The 19,107-nt window shown below is 43.8% G+C and carries 18 protein-coding genes and 1 other annotated feature; all 18 genes read left to right on the top strand.

Going from position 1 to position 19,107, the window contains the following annotated elements:
* The first annotated feature begins 1 nt into the window (after nucleotide 1).
* The 18 genes from AC3WTB_RS01940 (at nucleotide 2) to pyrF (ending at nucleotide 19,107) form a co-directional block, all read left to right on the top strand.
* Nucleotides 2-691, top strand: coding sequence for a YggS family pyridoxal phosphate-dependent enzyme (locus AC3WTB_RS01940; RefSeq protein WP_039183105.1), 690 nt, complete (start codon nucleotides 2-4; stop codon nucleotides 689-691).
* 1 nt (nucleotide 692) lies between these two features.
* Nucleotides 693-1,151 (top strand): cell division protein SepF, encoded by a 459-nt coding sequence (sepF, locus tag AC3WTB_RS01935; protein WP_003212271.1) that lies wholly within the window; start codon nucleotides 693-695, stop codon nucleotides 1,149-1,151.
* 6 nt (nucleotides 1,152-1,157) lie between these two features.
* A complete protein-coding gene (locus tag AC3WTB_RS01930) occupies nucleotides 1,158-1,439 on the top strand; it encodes a YggT family protein (protein ID WP_024424240.1) in 282 nt (93 codons plus the stop codon).
* A gap of 53 nt (nucleotides 1,440-1,492) precedes the next feature.
* Entirely contained in the window at nucleotides 1,493-2,269 is a 777-nt protein-coding gene (locus AC3WTB_RS01925) for a YlmH family RNA-binding protein (protein ID WP_039178378.1), read from the top strand.
* Nucleotides 2,270-2,295: 26 nt separating this feature from the next.
* On the top strand, nucleotides 2,296-2,790 hold the full coding sequence (locus AC3WTB_RS01920) for a DivIVA domain-containing protein (protein WP_008344947.1): 495 nt from the start codon (nucleotides 2,296-2,298) through the stop codon (nucleotides 2,788-2,790).
* Between the two features lie 59 nt (nucleotides 2,791-2,849).
* Nucleotides 2,850-3,087 (top strand) — a binding site (T-box leader).
* 59 nt (nucleotides 3,088-3,146) lie between these two features.
* Nucleotides 3,147-5,912, top strand: a complete 2,766-nt coding sequence (gene ileS / locus AC3WTB_RS01915; protein WP_126681784.1) for an isoleucine--tRNA ligase — start codon at nucleotides 3,147-3,149, stop codon at nucleotides 5,910-5,912.
* 160 nt (nucleotides 5,913-6,072) lie between these two features.
* Nucleotides 6,073-6,447, top strand: a complete 375-nt coding sequence (locus AC3WTB_RS01910; RefSeq protein ID WP_039178384.1) for a TraR/DksA family transcriptional regulator — start codon at nucleotides 6,073-6,075, stop codon at nucleotides 6,445-6,447.
* A 94-nt stretch (nucleotides 6,448-6,541) separates the two neighbouring features.
* Nucleotides 6,542-7,009: a signal peptidase II gene (lspA, locus tag AC3WTB_RS01905; RefSeq protein ID WP_024424236.1), complete on the top strand. Its 468-nt coding sequence runs from the start codon at nucleotides 6,542-6,544 to the stop codon at nucleotides 7,007-7,009.
* Nucleotides 7,006-7,920: an RluA family pseudouridine synthase gene (locus AC3WTB_RS01900; RefSeq protein ID WP_039178386.1), complete on the top strand. Its 915-nt coding sequence runs from the start codon at nucleotides 7,006-7,008 to the stop codon at nucleotides 7,918-7,920. Before lspA ends, AC3WTB_RS01900 begins: the two co-directional genes overlap by 4 nt.
* Before the next feature lie 170 nt (nucleotides 7,921-8,090).
* Nucleotides 8,091-8,633 (top strand): bifunctional pyr operon transcriptional regulator/uracil phosphoribosyltransferase PyrR, encoded by a 543-nt coding sequence (gene pyrR, locus AC3WTB_RS01895; RefSeq protein ID WP_024424234.1) that lies wholly within the window; start codon nucleotides 8,091-8,093, stop codon nucleotides 8,631-8,633.
* A 155-nt stretch (nucleotides 8,634-8,788) separates the two neighbouring features.
* Nucleotides 8,789-10,117 carry a solute carrier family 23 protein gene (locus tag AC3WTB_RS01890; protein WP_039178389.1) on the top strand — a complete coding sequence of 443 codons (1,329 nt, stop codon included), beginning with the start codon at nucleotides 8,789-8,791 and terminating at the stop codon, nucleotides 10,115-10,117.
* 130 nt (nucleotides 10,118-10,247) lie between these two features.
* The gene (locus AC3WTB_RS01885) at nucleotides 10,248-11,171 is read left to right on the top strand and encodes an aspartate carbamoyltransferase catalytic subunit (RefSeq protein WP_039178391.1); all 924 of its coding nucleotides are present in this window, start codon (nucleotides 10,248-10,250) and stop codon (nucleotides 11,169-11,171) included.
* Nucleotides 11,155-12,441 (top strand): dihydroorotase, encoded by a 1,287-nt coding sequence (gene pyrC, locus AC3WTB_RS01880; RefSeq protein WP_024424231.1) that lies wholly within the window; start codon nucleotides 11,155-11,157, stop codon nucleotides 12,439-12,441. The genes AC3WTB_RS01885 and pyrC overlap by 17 nt, the downstream gene beginning before the upstream one ends.
* Nucleotides 12,438-13,532, top strand: coding sequence for a carbamoyl phosphate synthase small subunit (locus AC3WTB_RS01875; protein ID WP_058837736.1), 1,095 nt, complete (start codon nucleotides 12,438-12,440; stop codon nucleotides 13,530-13,532). Before pyrC ends, AC3WTB_RS01875 begins: the two co-directional genes overlap by 4 nt.
* Nucleotides 13,517-16,732, top strand: a complete 3,216-nt coding sequence (carB, locus tag AC3WTB_RS01870) for a carbamoyl-phosphate synthase (glutamine-hydrolyzing) large subunit (protein ID WP_126681787.1) — start codon at nucleotides 13,517-13,519, stop codon at nucleotides 16,730-16,732. The genes AC3WTB_RS01875 and carB overlap by 16 nt, the downstream gene beginning before the upstream one ends.
* On the top strand, nucleotides 16,729-17,505 hold the full coding sequence (locus AC3WTB_RS01865; protein WP_268464660.1) for a dihydroorotate dehydrogenase electron transfer subunit: 777 nt from the start codon (nucleotides 16,729-16,731) through the stop codon (nucleotides 17,503-17,505). Before carB ends, AC3WTB_RS01865 begins: the two co-directional genes overlap by 4 nt.
* The gene (locus AC3WTB_RS01860) at nucleotides 17,499-18,431 is read left to right on the top strand and encodes a dihydroorotate dehydrogenase (protein ID WP_492333242.1); all 933 of its coding nucleotides are present in this window, start codon (nucleotides 17,499-17,501) and stop codon (nucleotides 18,429-18,431) included. Before AC3WTB_RS01865 ends, AC3WTB_RS01860 begins: the two co-directional genes overlap by 7 nt.
* Complete coding sequence (gene pyrF, locus AC3WTB_RS01855) at nucleotides 18,403-19,107, top strand: orotidine-5'-phosphate decarboxylase (RefSeq protein ID WP_144494969.1); 705 nt, start codon at nucleotides 18,403-18,405, stop codon at nucleotides 19,105-19,107. The genes AC3WTB_RS01860 and pyrF overlap by 29 nt, the downstream gene beginning before the upstream one ends.

The following is a 19,107-nucleotide window of genomic DNA, read 5'->3' as shown; positions in this document are numbered from 1 at the left end:
ATTGAATGTACGAGAGAATCTCAGACAAATAAATGAACAAATAAACGAAGCATGTAAAAGAGCCGGTAGACAACCAGCAGATGTATCAGTCGTCGCTGTGACAAAGTATGTCTCGATTGAACGAGCACTAGAAGCCAAGGAAGCAGGGATTGTGCACTTTGGTGAAAATCGAGACCAAGGGTTACTTGAAAAGCAGGCGGCCATAACCGATGAAAACATTAACTGGCACTTTATCGGCAGTTTACAAACACGAAAAGTGAAATCTGTCATTCAGACAATTGACTACTTACATTCGCTCGACAGAATGTCTCTTGCGAATGAAATTGAAAAAAGAGCGGATCACACAGTTCGCTGTTTTGTACAAGTGAACACATCACTTGAGGAGTCAAAACACGGCTTGAAAAGTGAAGACGTCATTCCATTTGTGAAGCAGCTCGCTGATTTCAAACAGATTGAAATTGCAGGACTGATGACGATGGCTCCATTTACAGAGGATCACACTGTGATTCGCAACTGTTTTAAAGCATTAAAAAACCTTCAAGAAGAAGTAAAACATCTTAACCAAGTAAATGCACCTTGTCAGCATTTATCGATGGGCATGTCAAATGATTTTGAAATCGCAATTGAAGAAGGTGCGACATTCGTTCGGATTGGCTCTTCACTTGTTGGAAATGAAACAGGAGGTGCGTGACATGAGCATAAAAAATAAGTTTAAAAGCTTTTTCACTCTCGACGATGAAGAGTATGAGTACGAATATATTGATGAAGAAAGAGAACCCGTTCAAGAAGAAAAAGGAACGAAGGACAAAGCAGCATTTCAAGAGCGCCCGCAGACAGGAAAACAAAATGTTGTCAGCTTGCAAAGCGTGCAGAAATCCTCTAAAGTGGTGTTAAGTGAGCCGCGTGTTTATGCAGAAGCGCAGGAGATTGCAGACCATATTAAAAACAGACGTGCAGTCGTCGTGAATTTGCAGCGCATTCAGCATGATCAAGCAAAGCGAATCATTGACTTCTTAAGCGGAACCGTTTATGCAATCGGTGGAGATATCCAGCGTATTGGCTCGAATATATTCCTCTGCACACCTGATAATGTAGATGTATCTGGCACAATATCAGAGCTATTGACAGAGGAAGAACCTCAGAGGTGGTAAATCATAGTGATTCTAAATTTCATTTTTAATATTTTAGGAACGGTATTAACGATTTACTCATTCGCGATTATTATTTACATCTTTATGTCATGGGTGCCATCTGCAAGAGAAACTGTGTTTGGCCGTTTTCTGACAAATATTTGCGAACCGTATTTAGAACCATTTCGTAAAATTATTCCGCCAATCGGTATGATTGACATCTCGCCGATTGTGGCATTGCTTGTGATTCGTTTTGCATCATCATATGGACTAACTGGTCTTTACAATATGATTGTGCGCTTCATGTAAACAGGCTGCCGGGCTTGGCACTGCCAGGCTCTTTTACATAAGAGGGGAACAAAATGAGCGATATCTATCAGCATTTTAGAAAAGACGAACAGCCATTTGTCGACCAAGTGTTAGGCTGGAAAAAAATCGCACTCGACCAATATCGAATGAAATTAACAGACTTCCTTGATCCGCGTGAGCAATTTATTACCGAGTCCGTCATCCAGCATGCTGAAGAACTTGGGATCATGTTTTTTGGCGGGTATGAGGGAGCGGAGCGCAAAAGAGCTCTCATTTATCCTGATTATTTAGAACCTTCTATTGAAGATGTTGAGCTGTCATATTTTCAGGTGAACTATGCGAAAAAGTTTATTTCCTTAGAACACCCGAAGCTTCTCGGCTCATTGATTGGGACAGGCTTGAAGCGTCAAAAATTCGGAGATCTATTATTTTCAGAGGAAGATGTGCAGTTTATTTGTACAAGTGATGTCGCTGATTTTGTGCGGGCGCAGCTGACACATGTCGGCAGAGCATCCGTTTCATTAGAGGAAATCACGCAGGCAGAAATAAAGCCAGTGATGACGAAGACTGATATCAAAGAAGATACCATTTCTTCACTTCGGCTTGATGCTGTATGTGCTGCTGTCAGCCGTCAGTCTCGGCAAAAAGCACAGCTTTTAGTCAAAAATGGACTTGTCAAAGTCAATTGGAAAGTCACTGAGGACCCTTCCTTTACAATCGGTGAAGGCGATCAGCTCTCTGTAAGGGGATTTGGCCGCTTTAGCCTCAAAACGATTGATGGGAAGACCAAAAAAGATAAATTCAAAGTAACATTTGAGCTTATGACATAACGAACTTGAATCTGGAGGTGGCGAGGTTGCCATTAACACCTAATGATATTCATAATAAAACGTTCACAAAAAGCTTTCGCGGCTATGACGAAGACGAAGTAAACGAGTTTTTAAGCCAAGTACGTAAAGACTACGAGATCGTACTCCGTAAAAAGAACGAGCTTGAAGACAAAGTAAACGAGCTTGACGAAAGACTAGGTCATTTTGCCACAATTGAAGAAACATTAAACAAATCGATTCTTGTGGCGCAGGAAGCAGCAGAAGACGTTAAGCGTCATTCTGATAAAGAAGCAAAATTGATTATTCGTGAAGCAGAGAAAAATGCAGACCGTATTATCAACGAAGCGCTGTCAAAATCAAGAAAGATTGCAATGGAAATCGAAGAACTGAAGAAACAATCGAAGGTCTTTAGAACTCGTTTCCAAATGCTCATCGAAGCGCAGCTTGATCTTCTGAAAAATGACGATTGGGATCATTTACTGGAATATGAAGTGGACGCTGTCTTTGACGAAAAAGAATAAGCGCATCATCTTGACATGACGTGCTCATGTTGCATATAATACCATCATAAATTAACAAGAGATAAACGTTTGAAAGGGACACTCGCAGCTGTCACATGCGTAATTAAGCGAATCAGGGATGGTGGAAGCCTGACATTACGAGACGCTGCAATGAGATCACCCCTTTAGTTCCTTTTCTGAAAAAAACAGTAAGAAAAGGCGTCTGATCACGTTACGATTTTAGAGTGGATAAGCGGCTGCTTAAATAGCGCTTGTCTAAAAGGGTGGTACCGCGAGACAAGCCTTCTCGTCCCTTATGGGATGAGAGGGCTTTTTTTATTGTTTTTTAATCAGAATTTGCATGTGGAGGAATGGGTATGAACTACAAAGACACCTTATTAATGCCGAAAACAGAATTCCCAATGAGAGGGAACTTGCCGAACAAAGAGCCTGAAATCCAAGAGGAGTGGGCAGAGAAAGACATCTATCAAATGGTTTTAGAGCGGACAAAAGGACGCCCAACGTTTATTTTGCATGATGGGCCTCCATATGCGAATGGTGACATTCATATGGGGCATGCACTCAATAAAATCCTAAAAGATTTTATCGTCCGTTTTAAATCAATGAACGGGTACCATGCTCCGTACGTACCAGGCTGGGATACACACGGGCTGCCAATTGAAACAGCTCTTACTAAAAATAAAAAAGTAAAACGCAAAGAAATGTCTACAGCAGAATTCCGCAAACTATGCGAGGAGTATGCTTGGAAGCAAATTGAAGGTCAGCGCAGCCAGTTTAAACGCTTAGGCGTCAGAGCAGACTGGGACAATCCATATGTCACATTAAAGCCTGAATATGAAGCGCAGCAAATTCTTGTCTTTGGTGAAATGGCGAAGAGAGGCTATATCTATAAAGGATTAAAGCCAGTTAACTGGTCTCCTTCAAGTGAATCAGCTCTTGCTGAAGCGGAAATTGAATATAAAGACAAACGTTCACCATCGATTTACGTTTCGTTTAAAGTAAAAGATGGCAAAGGCGTTCTTGAAAACGGCGAACAATTCATTATCTGGACAACAACACCTTGGACGCTTCCGGCAAACCTTGGCATTTGTGTTCATCCAAACTTAGAGTACAGTGTTCTTCAAGTCGGTGCTGAGCGATATGTCGTAGCATCTGAACTGGTTGAACAAGTGGCAAAAACACTCGGCTTTGAAGAGTATGAAGTCGTGAAAACGCTAAAAGGAAAAGAATTAGACAACATCGTTGCAGAGCATCCAATCTATGGTAGAGATTCTCTTGTGATGCTTGGTGATCACGTGACAACGGATGCGGGAACAGGCTGTGTTCACACGGCACCAGGCCACGGGGAAGATGACTTTATTGTCGGTACGAAATACGGTCTTGATGTGCTCTGTCCAGTAGATGAAAAAGGTGTGATGACAGATGAGGCACCTGGTTTTGAAGGACTATTCTACGAGGATGCCAATAAAGCCATCACAGAACAGCTTGAAGCAAAAGGCGCGCTGAAGAAGCTCGACTTTATCACGCACTCCTATCCGCATGACTGGAGAACGAAAAAACCAACGATTTATCGTGCGACAGCTCAGTGGTTTGCATCCATTAAAGATTTTAGAGAAGCGTTATTAGACAATATTAAAGAAACGAAATGGGTTCCAGCATGGGGTGAAACACGCCTGTTCAATATGGTGCGTGACAGAGGTGACTGGTGCATTTCAAGACAGCGTGTATGGGGCGTTCCAATTCCGGTGTTTTATGCAGAAAATGGTGAGCCGATCATCACAGACGAAACCATCCAGCATGTATCTCAATTATTTAGAGAGCATGGCTCGAATATTTGGTTTGAAAAAGAAGCGAAAGAGCTATTGCCAGAAGGCTTTACACATCCAGGCAGCCCGAATGGTGAATTCACTAAAGAGCAGGACATCATGGATGTATGGTTTGATTCCGGTTCTTCTCACCAAGCCGTTTTAGAAGAAAGAGATGACCTAGTCCGTCCGGCAGATCTTTACCTTGAAGGCTCTGACCAATATCGCGGCTGGTTTAACTCCTCTTTATCAACAGCTGTTGCTGTCACTGGAAAAGCACCGTATAAAGGTGTCCTAAGCCACGGCTTTACGCTTGATAAAGAAGGACGTAAGATGAGTAAATCATTAGGCAACACGATTGACCCAACGAAGGTTGCGAAGCAGCTCGGTGCAGAAATTCTTAGACTTTGGGTATCTTCTGTCAACTATCAAGCCGATCATCCAGTGTCTGATGATATTTTGAAACAAGTAGCAGAAGTCTATCGTAAAATCCGTAACACCTTCCGCTTCCTGCATGGAAACCTATTTGACTTTGATCCAGCAGTAAATGCCGTGCCAGTAGAAGAGCTTCGCGAAGTGGATCAATACATCTTGATCAAATTAAACAAATTGATTGATAAAGTGAAAAAAGCTTATGATGATTACGAATTTGCGGTCGTCTATCATGCGATTCACAATTTCTGTACAATTGAGCTCAGCTCTTTCTATCTCGATTTTGCAAAGGATGTCGTCTACATTGAGCATGCAGATCATCCAGACCGCCGCAGCATGCAGACTGTCTTCTACGAAACATTAATGGCATTAGTGAAGCTGACTGCACCAATTCTTCCGCATACAGCAGATGAATTATGGAGCCACTTAAGCTTTGTTGAAGAGCCAAGTGTTCAGTTAACAGATATGCCAGAAGGTGTGGCAGTTCCTCAAGCTGAAGCGACAGAAGCGAAGTTTGACCGCTTTATGGAGGTACGTGACGATGTGCTAAAAGCGCTGGAGATTGCGCGTAATGAGAAAGTCATCGGTCGTTCACTTGAAGCAAGTGTGACGCTTTATGCGACAGACGAAGTGAAAAACCTTCTTGCATCCATTAAAGAAGATGTGAAGCAGCTCTTTATCATCTCTGAATTAACGGTCGAGGATAAGCAGCATGCAGATACATCGGCGCCTGAATATACATCAGGAAGAATTGTGGTTCAAAAAGCAGAAGGAGAACTGTGCGAACGTTCCCGCATTATTTCAAAAGATGTTGGTGCAAATCCGAAATACCCAACATTGTCGCTGAAAAATGCTGAAATCGTGGAGAAATATTACCAAAATTAACAGTGCGATATCACAAGCTGGCGCCCCGTCATATGCGGGGCGTTTTCTTTTTTGAGAAAATGACAGCGTTTAGAACGAAAGGAAAAATCTTATGGCTTTAAAGTAACCAGGCAGGGCAACAATATGATTATCACGACAGGGCAGGAGTTGAAATAGCGACATGAATGGCGATCTAGAGACGATTTACACGGAACTCCTTCAAATCAAAGAAGAGCTGCAATCTAAACTGTTTGAATACGCATCATTTCGTTCACCCGCTGAGCATGTCTCGTTGAATGACGTTAAAACGACCACACTTCTTTATCACATCAAAGAAGAGCTGCAAGATGTGTCTCTCGCTATTGCAAAGATCGAACAAGGGACCTATGGCATATGTGAGGCGACAGGTAATATGATTCCGCTTGAACAAATGAGCATTCTTCCTACCGCCCGCACGGCTGACGACTTTTTATATCATAAGCAATACGAGAAAAAAGCATTCACTCCTTATCCTTCCGAATCAAATGATTCTCATTTTGAAGCCTTCCACATGTAGGGAGGTTTTTGTCTGTCAACTAAAGTTTCTTTACTCCTTCCTGTTTTCTTGATAAAATGCTTAAAGATCAAAGTATGAAGATGGAGGAACGTGTGTGTTCTATTACATAATCGCATTCGTTATCATTTGTTTAGACCAATTAACAAAATGGCTCATTGTCAAAAATATGATGCTCGGAGATTCTGTTCCAGTTATTGATGGATTCTTTTATATCACGTCTCACCGAAATTCAGGAGCCGCATGGGGAATTCTCCAAGGGCAAATGTGGTTTTTCTATGTGATCACACTCGTTGTTATTGCGGGAATTGTTTATTACTTACAAAAACATGGACAAAAGGACAAGCTGCTTGGAGTAGCGCTGGCCTTAATGCTTGGCGGAGCGATCGGAAACTTTATCGACCGTATTTTCCGTCAGGAAGTGGTTGATTTTGCTCATTTCGTATTTGGGGATTATCACTACCCAATCTTTAATATTGCAGATTCTTCTCTCTGTGTAGGGGTTATTCTGCTCTTCATTCAAATGCTGTTAGATGGAAAGAAAAATAAGGAGTCAACTACATGAATCAAGTAAATATTGCCGTTTCAGAAGAACAAACGAGTGAACGGCTAGATAAATTTCTAAGCACAACAGAACCAGAATGGTCAAGAACCCAAGTCCAGCAATGGGTTAAAGATGGGCTGATCGAAGTAAACGGGAAACAAGTAAAGGCCAATTACAAAGTACAAGCTGGGGATCAAATCAAAGTGGAGATTCCAGATCCGGAAGCGCTAGATGTAGAAGCAGAACCAATGGATCTTGATATTTATTATGAGGATGCAGATGTGTTAGTCGTAAATAAGCCTCGAGGAATGGTCGTTCATCCAGCCCCAGGTCATGTGTCAGGTACACTTGTAAATGGTCTGATGGCACATTGTACCGATTTATCAGGGATTAACGGTGTGATGCGTCCTGGAATTGTCCACCGAATTGATAAAGATACGTCTGGGCTGTTAATGGTTGCAAAAAACGATATCGCACATGAGTCACTCGTCAATCAGCTGGTGGCTAAAACTGTCACAAGAAAGTATACGGCTGTTGTCCACGGTATTATCCAGCATGATACAGGCACAATTGATGCACCAATTGGCAGAGACAAAAAAGACCGCCAAAGCATGACGGTCACAAAAGAAAATGCAAAACAGGCCGTCACTCACTTTGATGTGATTGAACGCTTTAAAGACTTCACGGTTGTCGAGTGCCGTCTGGAAACAGGAAGAACACACCAAATTCGTGTTCATATGAAATATATCGGCTACCCTCTTGCAGGAGATCCGAAATATGGGCCGAGAAAAACAGTCGATTTTAATGGACAGCTTCTGCATGCTGGTGTTTTAGGATTTGATCATCCTAGAACAGGAGAATATATCGAATTCACAGCACCAATTCCAGCTGATATGAGGGGCTTTATCGATTCATTAAGAAATAACGATTGACAGGCCGTTCTTTTTTTGAAATAATAAACGAAGAAATTGAGATTCTTTAAAACAGTCCAGAGAGGCTGAGAAGGATAACGGATCAATTTGTGCACGAGTATGCACAAATGAACGCCCCTCTCTGCCCTTTGCAGAAGGGGCTTTTTATTTGTCAAAAAGAGGTGTAAAAGATGGAACAAAAAGCAGTCATTCTTGATGAACAAGCGATCAGACGAGCGCTTACCCGAATTGCACATGAAATGATTGAGCGCAACAAAGGGATGAAGGATGTCATCCTTGCCGGGATCAAGACAAGAGGCATACATCTTGCAAAGCGCCTTGCAGAGCGCATCGAGCAAATTGAAGGAAATCCAGTCACTGTGGGTGAACTTGATATTACGCTATACCGTGATGACCTGACAAAGAAGACAGACAATCAAGACCCGCTTGTAAAGGGAGCAGACATCCCAGCTGACATTAATGACAAAACACTCATTGTCGTTGACGATGTCCTGTTTACAGGCAGAACCGTCAGAGCAGCTATGGATGCCCTTGTGGATGTAGGAAGACCATCTTCCATTCAGCTGGCTGTGCTCGTCGACCGGGGACACCGGGAGCTGCCAATTCGAGCGGATTATATCGGGAAAAACATTCCGACATCAAAAGCAGAGACCGTTATGGTTCAACTGAATGAAGTAGATCAAAACGACCTTGTCGCTATATACGAAAAATAACCTTTTTAAATGCATTCCAGAGAGTTTGCAAAGAGGGCAATAACAGAGACACCGAGCACACGGCTAACATGACGTGTCTGGTTTTTCTAGGCCTCTTTGCGCATACTCGCAAAGAGGCTTTTTTAATGAAAAAGGACACATCTAGGAGGAAAATCATGAGTCAGCAAAAAGCCAATTTAGGCATTCGAGATATCCCAAAACCATTCACATGGCTATCACTTAGCCTGCAGCATTTGTTTGCGATGTTTGGTGCAACCATTCTTGTACCAAAAATCATTGATATGAGTCCAGCCGTCGCGCTCATCTCAAGCGGTGTGGGAACGATTGTTTACTTAATCATCACAAGAGGACAAATTCCGGCGTATCTTGGATCGTCCTTTGCCTTCATCGCCCCCATACTGAATGTGAAAGCAACGGGCGGCCCCGGAGCCGCAATGGTTGGTGCCTTCATGGCGGGTGTCGCTTATGCGCTCATTGCCCTGTTCATTAAATGGCTCGGAACAGGCTGGCTGATGAAGCTTCTGCCGCCGGTCGTCGTAGGACCAGTCATTATGGTCATCGGACTCGGACTCGCTGGAACAGCAGTCAACATGGCGATGTATGTTGATCCGAATGCAACCGAGCTTGTTTACAGCCTCAAGCACTTAATGGTCGCTGGCTTCACACTGGCTGTCACGATTATCAGTATGATTTTCCTAAGAGGATTCCTTAGCTTAATCCCAGTTTTAATCGGCATTATCAGCGGCTATCTCTTTGCCTTAACACAAGGCATTGTGAACTTCCAGCCGGTCATTGACGCAAAATGGTTTGCTGTCCCAGACTTCGTCGTGCCATTTGTCGACTATACACCTGCTGTGACTTTAAGCATTCTCACAGTGATGGTGCCGGTTGCCTTTGTCACAATGTCTGAGCATATTGGCCACCAGGTGGTGTTAAGTAAGGTCGTAGGACAAGATTTTATTAAAAAACCTGGTCTTCACCGCTCCATTTTAGGAGACAGTGCGGCGACCATCTTCGCTTCACTTATTGGTGGACCACCAACAACAACTTATGGAGAGAACATTGGCGTACTTGCCATCACAAGAGTGTTCAGTATCTTCGTCATCGGCGGAGCAGCCGTGTTTGCGATCTGCTTCGGTTTTGTAGGGAAAATTTCAGCATTAATCAGTACAGTGCCGTCCGCGGTGATGGGAGGCGTTTCGTTCCTGCTCTTTGGAATCATTGCCTCAAGCGGCCTGAGAATCCTGATTGATCATAAAGTGAATTTTGAAGAAAAGCGTAATCTCATTATCGCATCAGTCATCCTAGTCATCGGAATTGGAGGGGCATTCATTGAGGTGAAACAAATCAATCTCACTCTATCTGGAATGGCACTTGCTGCGATTACGGGTGTCCTGTTAAACCTGATCCTGCCGCATCAAAAAGCGGAAGATGACGAGTCAAATGAATCAAATACAGAAAACCTTTTAAAAGAAGTCCAGTGAGGCTGACAAGGGTTCTAAATGGAGCAGAATGCACGAAAGTGCCGCTGCTTCTTTTGGAGAACCCTAAGCTGCCGAGGCTTAGGGTTTTTTTGAACCTGAAAGTGATGAAAAACTAGAGGGGGAAGAAAAAATGAATGATTTATCGACAATGAGCAGCTTATCAAAAGAAGAGATTTTACAGCTGATTGAAGAAGCAGCTGCACTCAAAAAGGGGAAACAAGAACATGGATTAGCCGGAGAATTTGTGGCAAACCTCTTCTTTGAACCAAGCACAAGAACACGTTTTAGCTTCGAAGTAGCAGAGAAGAAATTAGGGATGAATGTCCTGAGCTTAGATGCAGCAAGCACCTCCGTTCAAAAGGGCGAAACACTTTACGATACGGTAAAAACACTGGAATCGATCGGAGTAAAGGCATGTGTGATCAGAGACAGCACCGATGAATATTATAACGAGCTGATCGGGAAGGTTGGAATTCCCATCATCAATGCAGGTGATGGCTGCGGACAGCATCCAACCCAATCACTGCTTGACCTCATGACCATTTTTGAAGAGTTTGGCGGCTTTGAAGGCTTAACGATTTCGATTCATGGAGACATCAAACATAGCAGGGTAGCAAGGTCAAATGCTGAGGTTCTCTCAAGGCTGGGAGCGACAGTCCTCTTTTCAGGACCTGCTTCCTTCCAGGATGAACAAAACCCTCACGGAACGTACGTCCAAGTAGATGAAGCCATCGCACTATCTGATGTGGTGATGCTGCTCAGAATCCAGCATGAACGGCACGCTGAAAAAATGGGCAGTGAAGATTACTTATCAACTTATGGATTAACAGTAGACAGAGCAAACAAAATGAAAGAACGCGCGATTATTATGCATCCAGCACCAGTAAACAGAGGTGTTGAAATAGATGATTCTTTAGTAGAGTCCAAGCAGTCAAGGATTTTCAAGCAAATGGAAAATGGTGTTTATATCCGAATGGCCGTATTAAAAAGAGCTTTTCAAAATAGCACACTACATCAAAAAGGGAGAGATTCTGTCTATGTCATATCTCATTAAAAACGGTTTTATCTTAACAAGCACAGGTGAAAGAGTGCAGCAGGATATTAGGGTAAAAGGAAAAGTGATTCAAGCGATTGGTCACCTAGAAAGAGAAGACGGAGAAGAGGTTATTGATGCAGCAGGGCTATTTGTGTCACCAGGCTTGATCGATCTGCATGTGCATTTAAGAGAGCCAGGCGGAGAGAAAAAGGAAACGATTGAAACAGGCTCTAAAGCAGCCGCAAGAGGCGGATATACGACGATTGCAGCGATGCCAAATACAAGACCGGTTCCAGATACAAAAGAGCAAATGGAATGGCTCATGAATCGAATCGAAGAAACTTCATCTGTGAGAGTACTGCCATACGCCTCCATCACAACGAGACAAATTGGGGAAGAGATGACGGATTTTGCAGCACTAAAAGAAGCAGGCGCCTTTGCTTTTACAGATGACGGTGTCGGCATCCAAACAGCAGGCATGATGTACGAAGCGATGAAACAGGCAGCAAGTCTTGATCAAGCGATTGTGGCGCACTGTGAAGATAACTCGCTCATTTACGGCGGGTGCGTTCATGAAGGAGAATTTTCAAAAGCAAATGGGTTAAACGGTATACCGTCCATTTGTGAATCGGTGCATATTGCAAGAGATGTTCTTTTAGCAGAAGCAGCGAACTGTCATTATCATGTATGTCATATCAGTACGAAAGAATCTGTACGGGTCGTACGCGATGCAAAAAAAGCAGGCATCCGTGTGACGGCTGAGGTGTCACCGCATCACCTGCTGTTGTGTGATACGGACATTCCAGGTCTTGATACAAACTATAAAATGAACCCGCCGCTCAGAGGGAAAGAGGATCGCGAGGCATTGATCGAGGGACTGTTAGATGGAACGATTGATTTCATCGCCACAGACCATGCGCCGCATACAGAAGAAGAAAAGAACGAAACCATGCAGCGTGCCCCGTTTGGAATTGTGGGACTTGAAACAGCGTTCCCGCTTCTGTATACACGATTTGTCAAAACAGGCGAATGGACATTAAAAGAACTCGTTGATTATATGACAATCAAACCAGCAGAAGCCTTTTCCCTTCCATACGGAAAGCTTGAAGAAGGACACATAGCTGATATTACACTCATTGATTTAAACAAAGAAATGGCAATCGATAAAACAAGCTTCTTATCAAAAGGACAAAATACACCGTTTGACAAATTGACTGTATCAGGATGGCCGGTCATGACACTTGCATCTGGGAAAGTCGTTTATGAAGAGGGGAGACTAGTAAAATGAAGAGACGCTTAGTGCTAGAAAACGGAACAGTATTCGAAGGAACAGGCTTTGGCAGCTTAGAACCATCAGTCGGAGAAGTCGTCTTTAATACAGGGATGACGGGCTATCAAGAAATTTTATCTGATCCATCATACTGCGGACAAATTGTCACACTCACTTACCCGCTTATCGGCAACTACGGCATTAACCGTGATGATTTTGAATCGATCACACCGTTTGTGAAAGGGCTGATTGTGAAAGAGCTTTGTGAAAAGCCCTCAAACTGGCGCTCTTCATACTCACTCGATGAATATTTAAAAATGAAAAACATTCCGGGGCTGAGCGGAATCGATACACGGAAGCTGACTAGAATGATTCGAAGTGCAGGGACTTTAAGAGGGGCGTTTGCAGGACCTGAAGAACAAGTGGAAGACGTTGTCCGCCGCCTTCAAACATTGCAGCTGCCAACTGATCAGGTGAGCCAAGTATCTGTGAAAAATGCGTACCCAAGCCCAGGCAGAGGGAAAAGAATTGTTCTTGTCGATTTCGGCATGAAGCACGGCATTTTGCGCGAGCTCAATAAACGTGATTGCGACGTTATTGTGGTGCCATACAACATCACTGCAGATGAAGTGCTGCAGCTAAAGCCTGATGGCATCATGCTTTCAAACGGACCTGGAGATCCTGTGGATGTACCAGAAGCCGTTGAGATGATTCAACAATTGATTGGAAAGGTGCCGCTCTTTGGCATTTGCCTCGGACATCAGTTATTTGCTCTAGCGTGCGGTGCAAGCACAGAAAAAATGAAATTTGGTCACAGAGGGTCTAACCATCCAGTAAAAGAACTAGCAACTGGCAAGGTGACACTCACGTCTCAAAACCATGGCTACACGGTTAGCAAGATTAACGAAGACGTGCTCGAAGTCACACATATTGCCTTAAACGACAATACGATTGAAGGATTAAAACATAAAGAAGCACCAGCATTCACTGTTCAGTACCACCCAGAAGCATCACCGGGTCCAGAAGATGCAAACTACTTATTTGACCAGTTCATGGAAATGATTCATACGACTGAGAAAGAAGGGGAAGAAGTATGCCAAAACGCGTAGACATCAAAAAGATTTTAGTAATCGGATCAGGTCCTATCATCATCGGTCAGGCAGCGGAGTTTGACTATGCAGGCACACAGGCTTGCTTAGCACTAAAAGAAGAGGGCTATGAAGTCGTTCTTGTGAACTCTAACCCTGCTACCATCATGACAGATACAGAAATGGCCGACAAGGTATACATCGAACCACTGACACCAGAATTTTTAACACGAATCATTCGAAAAGAACGCCCTGATGCGATCTTGCCAACACTTGGCGGGCAAACTGGATTAAACCTTGCTGTTGAATTGTCAGACCTTGGTGTATTAGCTGAATGCGGCGTTGAAGTACTCGGTACAAAGCTGTCAGCCATCCAAAAAGCAGAGGATAGAGATTTATTCCGTAATTTGATGAATGAACTAAATGAGCCTGTACCAGAAAGTGAAATCATTCATAACCTGGAAGAAGCAATGGCGTTTACGGATCAAATCGGTTTCCCTGTCATCGTCAGACCAGCCTATACATTAGGTGGAACGGGCGGCGGAATTTGTACAAACGAGCAAGAACTGAAGGAAATCGTTGAAAACGGCCTGAAGCTAAGCCCAGTTACACAATGCTTACTTGAAAAAAGCATTGCAGGCTTTAAAGAAATTGAATATGAAGTCATGCGAGACAGCGGTGACCATGCAATCGTTGTTTGTAACATGGAAAACTTTGACCCTGTCGGTATCCATACAGGTGACAGTATTGTTGTAGCGCCAAGCCAAACGTTAAGTGATCGTGAATATCAGCTGCTTCGCAATGTGTCGCTTAAGCTGATCCGCGCACTTGGCATAGAAGGCGGCTGTAACGTTCAGCTGGCACTTGATCCAAACAGTTTTCAATACTATATCATCGAAGTAAACCCGCGTGTGAGCCGTTCCTCTGCACTTGCGTCAAAAGCGACAGGCTATCCAATTGCCAAATTGGCAGCGAAAATTGCAGTCGGCTTAACGCTTGATGAAATGATGAACCCAGTCACAGGTAAAACCTATGCAGCCTTCGAGCCTGCACTTGACTATATCGTTTCAAAAATACCGCGCTGGCCGTTCGATAAATTTGAATCTGCCAACAGACGTCTTGGTACGCAAATGAAGGCAACTGGTGAAGTCATGGCGATCGGCCGCACATTAGAAGAGTCTCTTCTAAAGGCTGTACGTTCACTTGAAGCCGATGTGCATCACATTGAATTAAAAGATGAAGCAGACATCACAAATGAAGTGCTTGAAAAACGGATTATTAAAGCGGGAGACGAACGATTATTTTATATCGCTGAGGCGCTTAGAAGAGGCTATACAGTCGAACAAATACACGAATTCTCAAAAATTGATTACTTCTTCCTTCATAAACTGGAAGGCATCATCGCCTTTGAGAAGACATTAAAAGAAAACAAAGGCAATACAGACGTATTAAAAGAAGCGAAAGAAAAAGGCTTCTCAGATATCTACATTAGCCGCGAGTGGAATATGAACGAAGCGGATGTCTACAAGCTAAGACAAGAAGCAGGCATTGTACCTGTATACAAAATGGTGGATACATGTGCGGCAGAATTTGAATCAGAGACACCTTATTTCTACAGCACGTATGAAGATGAAAATGAATCAGAACGTACAGACAAGAAAAGCGTTATCGTATTAGGTTCAGGTCCCATCCGAATTGGACAAGGGGTTGAATTTGATTATGCGACCGTTCACTCTGTGTGGGCAATTAAACAAGCAGGCTATGAAGCGATCATTATTAACAACAACCCTGAAACGGTCTCAACAGACTTTAGTATTTCAGATAAGCTCTACTTTGAACCACTCACTGTAGAAGACGTGATGCATATCATCGACCTTGAACAGCCTGAAGGAGTTGTCGTTCAGTTCGGCGGGCAAACAGCGATCAACTTAGCAGATGAATTATCAAATAGAGGGGTTAAAATTCTTGGAACTTCTCTAGAAGACCTAGACCGCGCAGAAAACCGGGACAAGTTTGAACAAACGTTAGAAACACTCGGCGTGCCCCAGCCTAAAGGGAAAACAGCAACGTCTGTGCCTGAAGCAGTAGCGATTGCCAATCAAATTGGCTACCCAGTCCTTGTCCGTCCTTCCTATGTATTAGGCGGCCGCGCGATGGAAATTGTGTATCAAGAAGCCGAGCTTCTTCACTACATGGAGAATGCGGTGAAGGTCAATCCGCAACATCCAGTGTTAATTGACAAGTATTTGACAGGAAAAGAAATTGAAGTAGATGCCGTGTCTGATGGCGAAACGGTCGTGATACCAGGCATTATGGAACACATTGAAAGAGCCGGAGTTCACTCTGGTGACTCGATTGCAGTCTATCCGCCGCAAACATTGTCTGAGGACATCAAAGCGAAGATCGCAGAATACACGATCAAGCTTGCAAAAGGACTTAACATTATTGGGCTTTTGAACATCCAATTTGTCCTATCAAAAGGCGAAGTGTATGTACTTGAAGTGAACCCGCGATCAAGCCGGACGGTTCCTTTCTTAAGTAAAATCACAGGCATCCCGATGGCCAACCTTGCGACAAAAGTCATCTTAGGCGACAAGCTCAAAAATTATGGCTACGAAGAAGGGCTTCACACAGAGCAAGAAGGAGTGTACGTTAAAGTCCCAGTCTTCTCTTTTGCTAAATTAAGAAGAGTCGATATTACACTCGGACCTGAAATGAAATCAACAGGTGAAGTCATGGGGAAAGATGTCACGATCGAAAAAGCCCTATATAAAGGATTGATTGCGTCAGGTATTCAAATTCCTAATGACGGAACAGTACTTCTGACAGTGGCTGATAAGGATAAAGAAGAAGGACTTGAGATCGCAAGAAGATTCCATTCAATCGGCTATCATATTTTAGCGACAGAAGGAACGGCGAATTATTTAAAACAAGCCTCCATTCCATCAAGTGTGGTCGGCAAAATTGGAGAGGAAGGCAAAAACCTTCTCGATGTCATTCGAAACGGGGAAGCGCAATTTGTCATCAACACCTTAACAAAAGGAAAACAGCCGGCAAGAGACGGCTTTAGAATTAGACGTGAATCTGTTGAAAACGGAGTGGCCTGCTTAACGTCCTTAGATACAGCAGAAGCCATTTTAAGAGTGCTTGAGAGCATGACATTTAGAGCAGATGAAATGCCAGAAGTGAAAACGAATGCTGAGGTGACAGTAACGATATGAAAAAAGCATACTTGACGGTCGTCTCGAACCGAGAGATCGCTGATCATATTTACGAAATGACATTAAAAGGAGACCTTGTGGACTCCTTTCAAACGGCTGGACAATTCCTTCATCTAAAGGTCAGTGAATCCATGACACCGCTGCTGAGAAGACCGATCAGTATTGCCAACATTCATGCCGAGCAAAAAGAAGCAACCATCATTTACCGCGCAGAGGGAGAGGGCACAAAGCTCCTCTCCCAAAAGCGGGAGGGAGAATCAGTCGATGTATTAGGGCCGCTTGGAAACGGGTATGATCCTTCAGTCGTCCAGCCCGGAGAGACGGCATTACTAGTCGGCGGCGGAATTGGCGTACCGCCTCTATATGAACTGTCCAAGCGTTTAACGAAAAAAGGCGTCATCGTGAAGCATGTGCTCGGCTTTCAATCGAAAAAGGATGTATTTTACGAGGAGAAATTTCAAGCACTAGGCGATACGTTTATTGCAACGGTTGATGACACATACGGTGCTAAAGGCTTTGTAACAGATGTGATAAAAGAGCAAAACCTGAGCTTTGATGTGCTGCTTTCATGCGGTCCAACACCTATGCTAAAAGCGCTGAAAGACACGTATCCTGATAAGCCCGTCTATATTTCGATGGAAGAACGAATGGGCTGCGGAATTGGTGCGTGCTTTGCATGTGTCTGTCATACCGATCAGCTCGACAAACCTTACGTCAAAGTCTGTCTTGATGGACCTGTTTTTAAAGCAGAGGAGGTGGCGTTGTCATGCTAAACATTGAGTTACCGGGATTATCTTTAAAAAATCCAATCATCCCTGCATCAGGCTGCTTCGGGTTCGGGAGAGAATTTGCATCCTTATATGACCTATCATTGCTAGGCGGTATCATGATCAAAGCCACAACCCTTGAACCGAGATTTGGCAATCCCACGCCAAGGGTAGCCGAGACAGGAGCTGGTATGCTTAATGCAATCGGCCTTCAAAATCCGGGTCTAAAAGGCGTGCTTGAAAATGAGCTGCCTTGGCTTGAACAATTTGATACACCTATTATTGCGAATGTTGCTGGCTCACAGGTTGATGATTATGTGGAAGTAGCCAAGCAAATCAGCCAAGCAAAAAATGTTCATGCCCTTGAACTGAATATTTCTTGCCCAAATGTGAAAACAGGCGGGATTGCCTTCGGTACAGATCCAAATATGGCGGCGTCATTGACAAAAGCGGTCAAGGAAGTCTCTTCTGTACCTGTCTATGTCAAGCTGTCACCTAACGTAGCCAATATTGTGGAGATTGCTCAAGCGATTGAAGCTGCTGGAGCGGATGGACTCACCATGATTAACACATTAATCGGTATGCGTTTAGATTTAAAAACGGGGAAACCCATCCTTGCCAATAAAACAGGCGGATTATCAGGACCAGCTGTCAAACCGGTCGCTGTGCGCATGGTACACGAGGTGAGTCAAGCGGTTTCTATTCCGATTATCGGGATGGGCGGAGTGCAAAGTGCTGAAGATGTACTTGAATTTTTACTAGCAGGTGCAAGTGCAGTAGCTGTCGGCACAGCCAATTTTGTGAATCCATTTATTTGCCCGGAAATCATTGAAGAGCTGCCAAATGTGTTAGCAGCATATGGTTATTCATCTGTAGAGGAATGTATCGGAAGGAGCTGGAAACATGAAGCACTTGCCCATCATCGCGCTTGATTTTCCATCAGGGAAGGACGCGCTTGCCTTTTTAGACCCTTTTGAAGGGACACCATTATTTGTGAAGGTAGGCATGGAGCTGTTTTACCAAGAAGGTCCTGCCATCATTGACGCACTAAAAGAAAAAAATTGCCGTATTTTCCTTGATCTGAAGCTTCATGATATTCCAACAACCGTGCAAAAAGCGATGAACCGGCTTGCTGCACTTGGTGTTGATTTGGTCAATGTGCATGCTGCTGGCGGGAAACGAATGATGCAGGCTGCGTTAGAGGGACTTGAAAGCGGGACTCCTGCTGGACAAAACCGCCCGGGCATTATTGCAGTGACCCAGCTGACTAGTACGTCAGAAGACATGATGAGAAATGAATTACTCATTGACCGTCCGCTGCAAGAGACTGTGATCCGGTACGGACAATTAGCATATGAAAGTGGGCTGGACGGGGTTGTTTGTTCTGTTCATGAATCTAAAGCACTTCATGAACATATTTCACCATCCTTTCTCACTGTAACGCCAGGAATTCGCTTACCGAATGATCAAACTGATGACCAACAGCGCGTGGCGACACCGGCCTATGCAAAAGAGCAAGGTGTTTCACAAATCGTTGTTGGAAGATCAATCACAAAAGCTGATAAACCAATAGAAGCCTATCATCAAATTTTGAAAGAGTGGGAGTGA

It is taken from the genome of Bacillus sp. EB106-04-04-XG123 (assembly GCF_058791855.1).
This window is presented reverse-complemented; position numbering and strand designations above follow the sequence as displayed.

What these genes read in the sequence shown, in the direction of transcription:
- sepF (WP_003212271.1), top strand. Translation starts at nt 693, where the DNA reads ATGAGCATAAAAAATAAGTTTAAAAGCTTTTTCACTCTCGACGATGAA.
- AC3WTB_RS01925 (WP_039178378.1), top strand. Translation starts at nt 1,493, where the DNA reads ATGAGCGATATCTATCAGCATTTTAGAAAAGACGAACAGCCATTTGTC.
- ileS (WP_126681784.1), top strand. Translation starts at nt 3,147, where the DNA reads ATGAACTACAAAGACACCTTATTAATGCCGAAAACAGAATTCCCAATG.
- AC3WTB_RS01910 (WP_039178384.1), top strand. Translation starts at nt 6,073, where the DNA reads ATGAATGGCGATCTAGAGACGATTTACACGGAACTCCTTCAAATCAAA.
- AC3WTB_RS01900 (WP_039178386.1), top strand. Translation starts at nt 7,006, where the DNA reads ATGAATCAAGTAAATATTGCCGTTTCAGAAGAACAAACGAGTGAACGG.
- pyrR (WP_024424234.1), top strand. Translation starts at nt 8,091, where the DNA reads ATGGAACAAAAAGCAGTCATTCTTGATGAACAAGCGATCAGACGAGCG.
- AC3WTB_RS01890 (WP_039178389.1), top strand. Translation starts at nt 8,789, where the DNA reads ATGAGTCAGCAAAAAGCCAATTTAGGCATTCGAGATATCCCAAAACCA.
- AC3WTB_RS01885 (WP_039178391.1), top strand. Translation starts at nt 10,248, where the DNA reads ATGAATGATTTATCGACAATGAGCAGCTTATCAAAAGAAGAGATTTTA.
- pyrC (WP_024424231.1), top strand. Translation starts at nt 11,155, where the DNA reads ATGTCATATCTCATTAAAAACGGTTTTATCTTAACAAGCACAGGTGAA.
- AC3WTB_RS01875 (WP_058837736.1), top strand. Translation starts at nt 12,438, where the DNA reads ATGAAGAGACGCTTAGTGCTAGAAAACGGAACAGTATTCGAAGGAACA.
- carB (WP_126681787.1), top strand. Translation starts at nt 13,517, where the DNA reads ATGCCAAAACGCGTAGACATCAAAAAGATTTTAGTAATCGGATCAGGT.
- AC3WTB_RS01865 (WP_268464660.1), top strand. Translation starts at nt 16,729, where the DNA reads ATGAAAAAAGCATACTTGACGGTCGTCTCGAACCGAGAGATCGCTGAT.
- AC3WTB_RS01860 (WP_492333242.1), top strand. Translation starts at nt 17,499, where the DNA reads ATGCTAAACATTGAGTTACCGGGATTATCTTTAAAAAATCCAATCATC.
- pyrF (WP_144494969.1), top strand. Translation starts at nt 18,403, where the DNA reads ATGAAGCACTTGCCCATCATCGCGCTTGATTTTCCATCAGGGAAGGAC.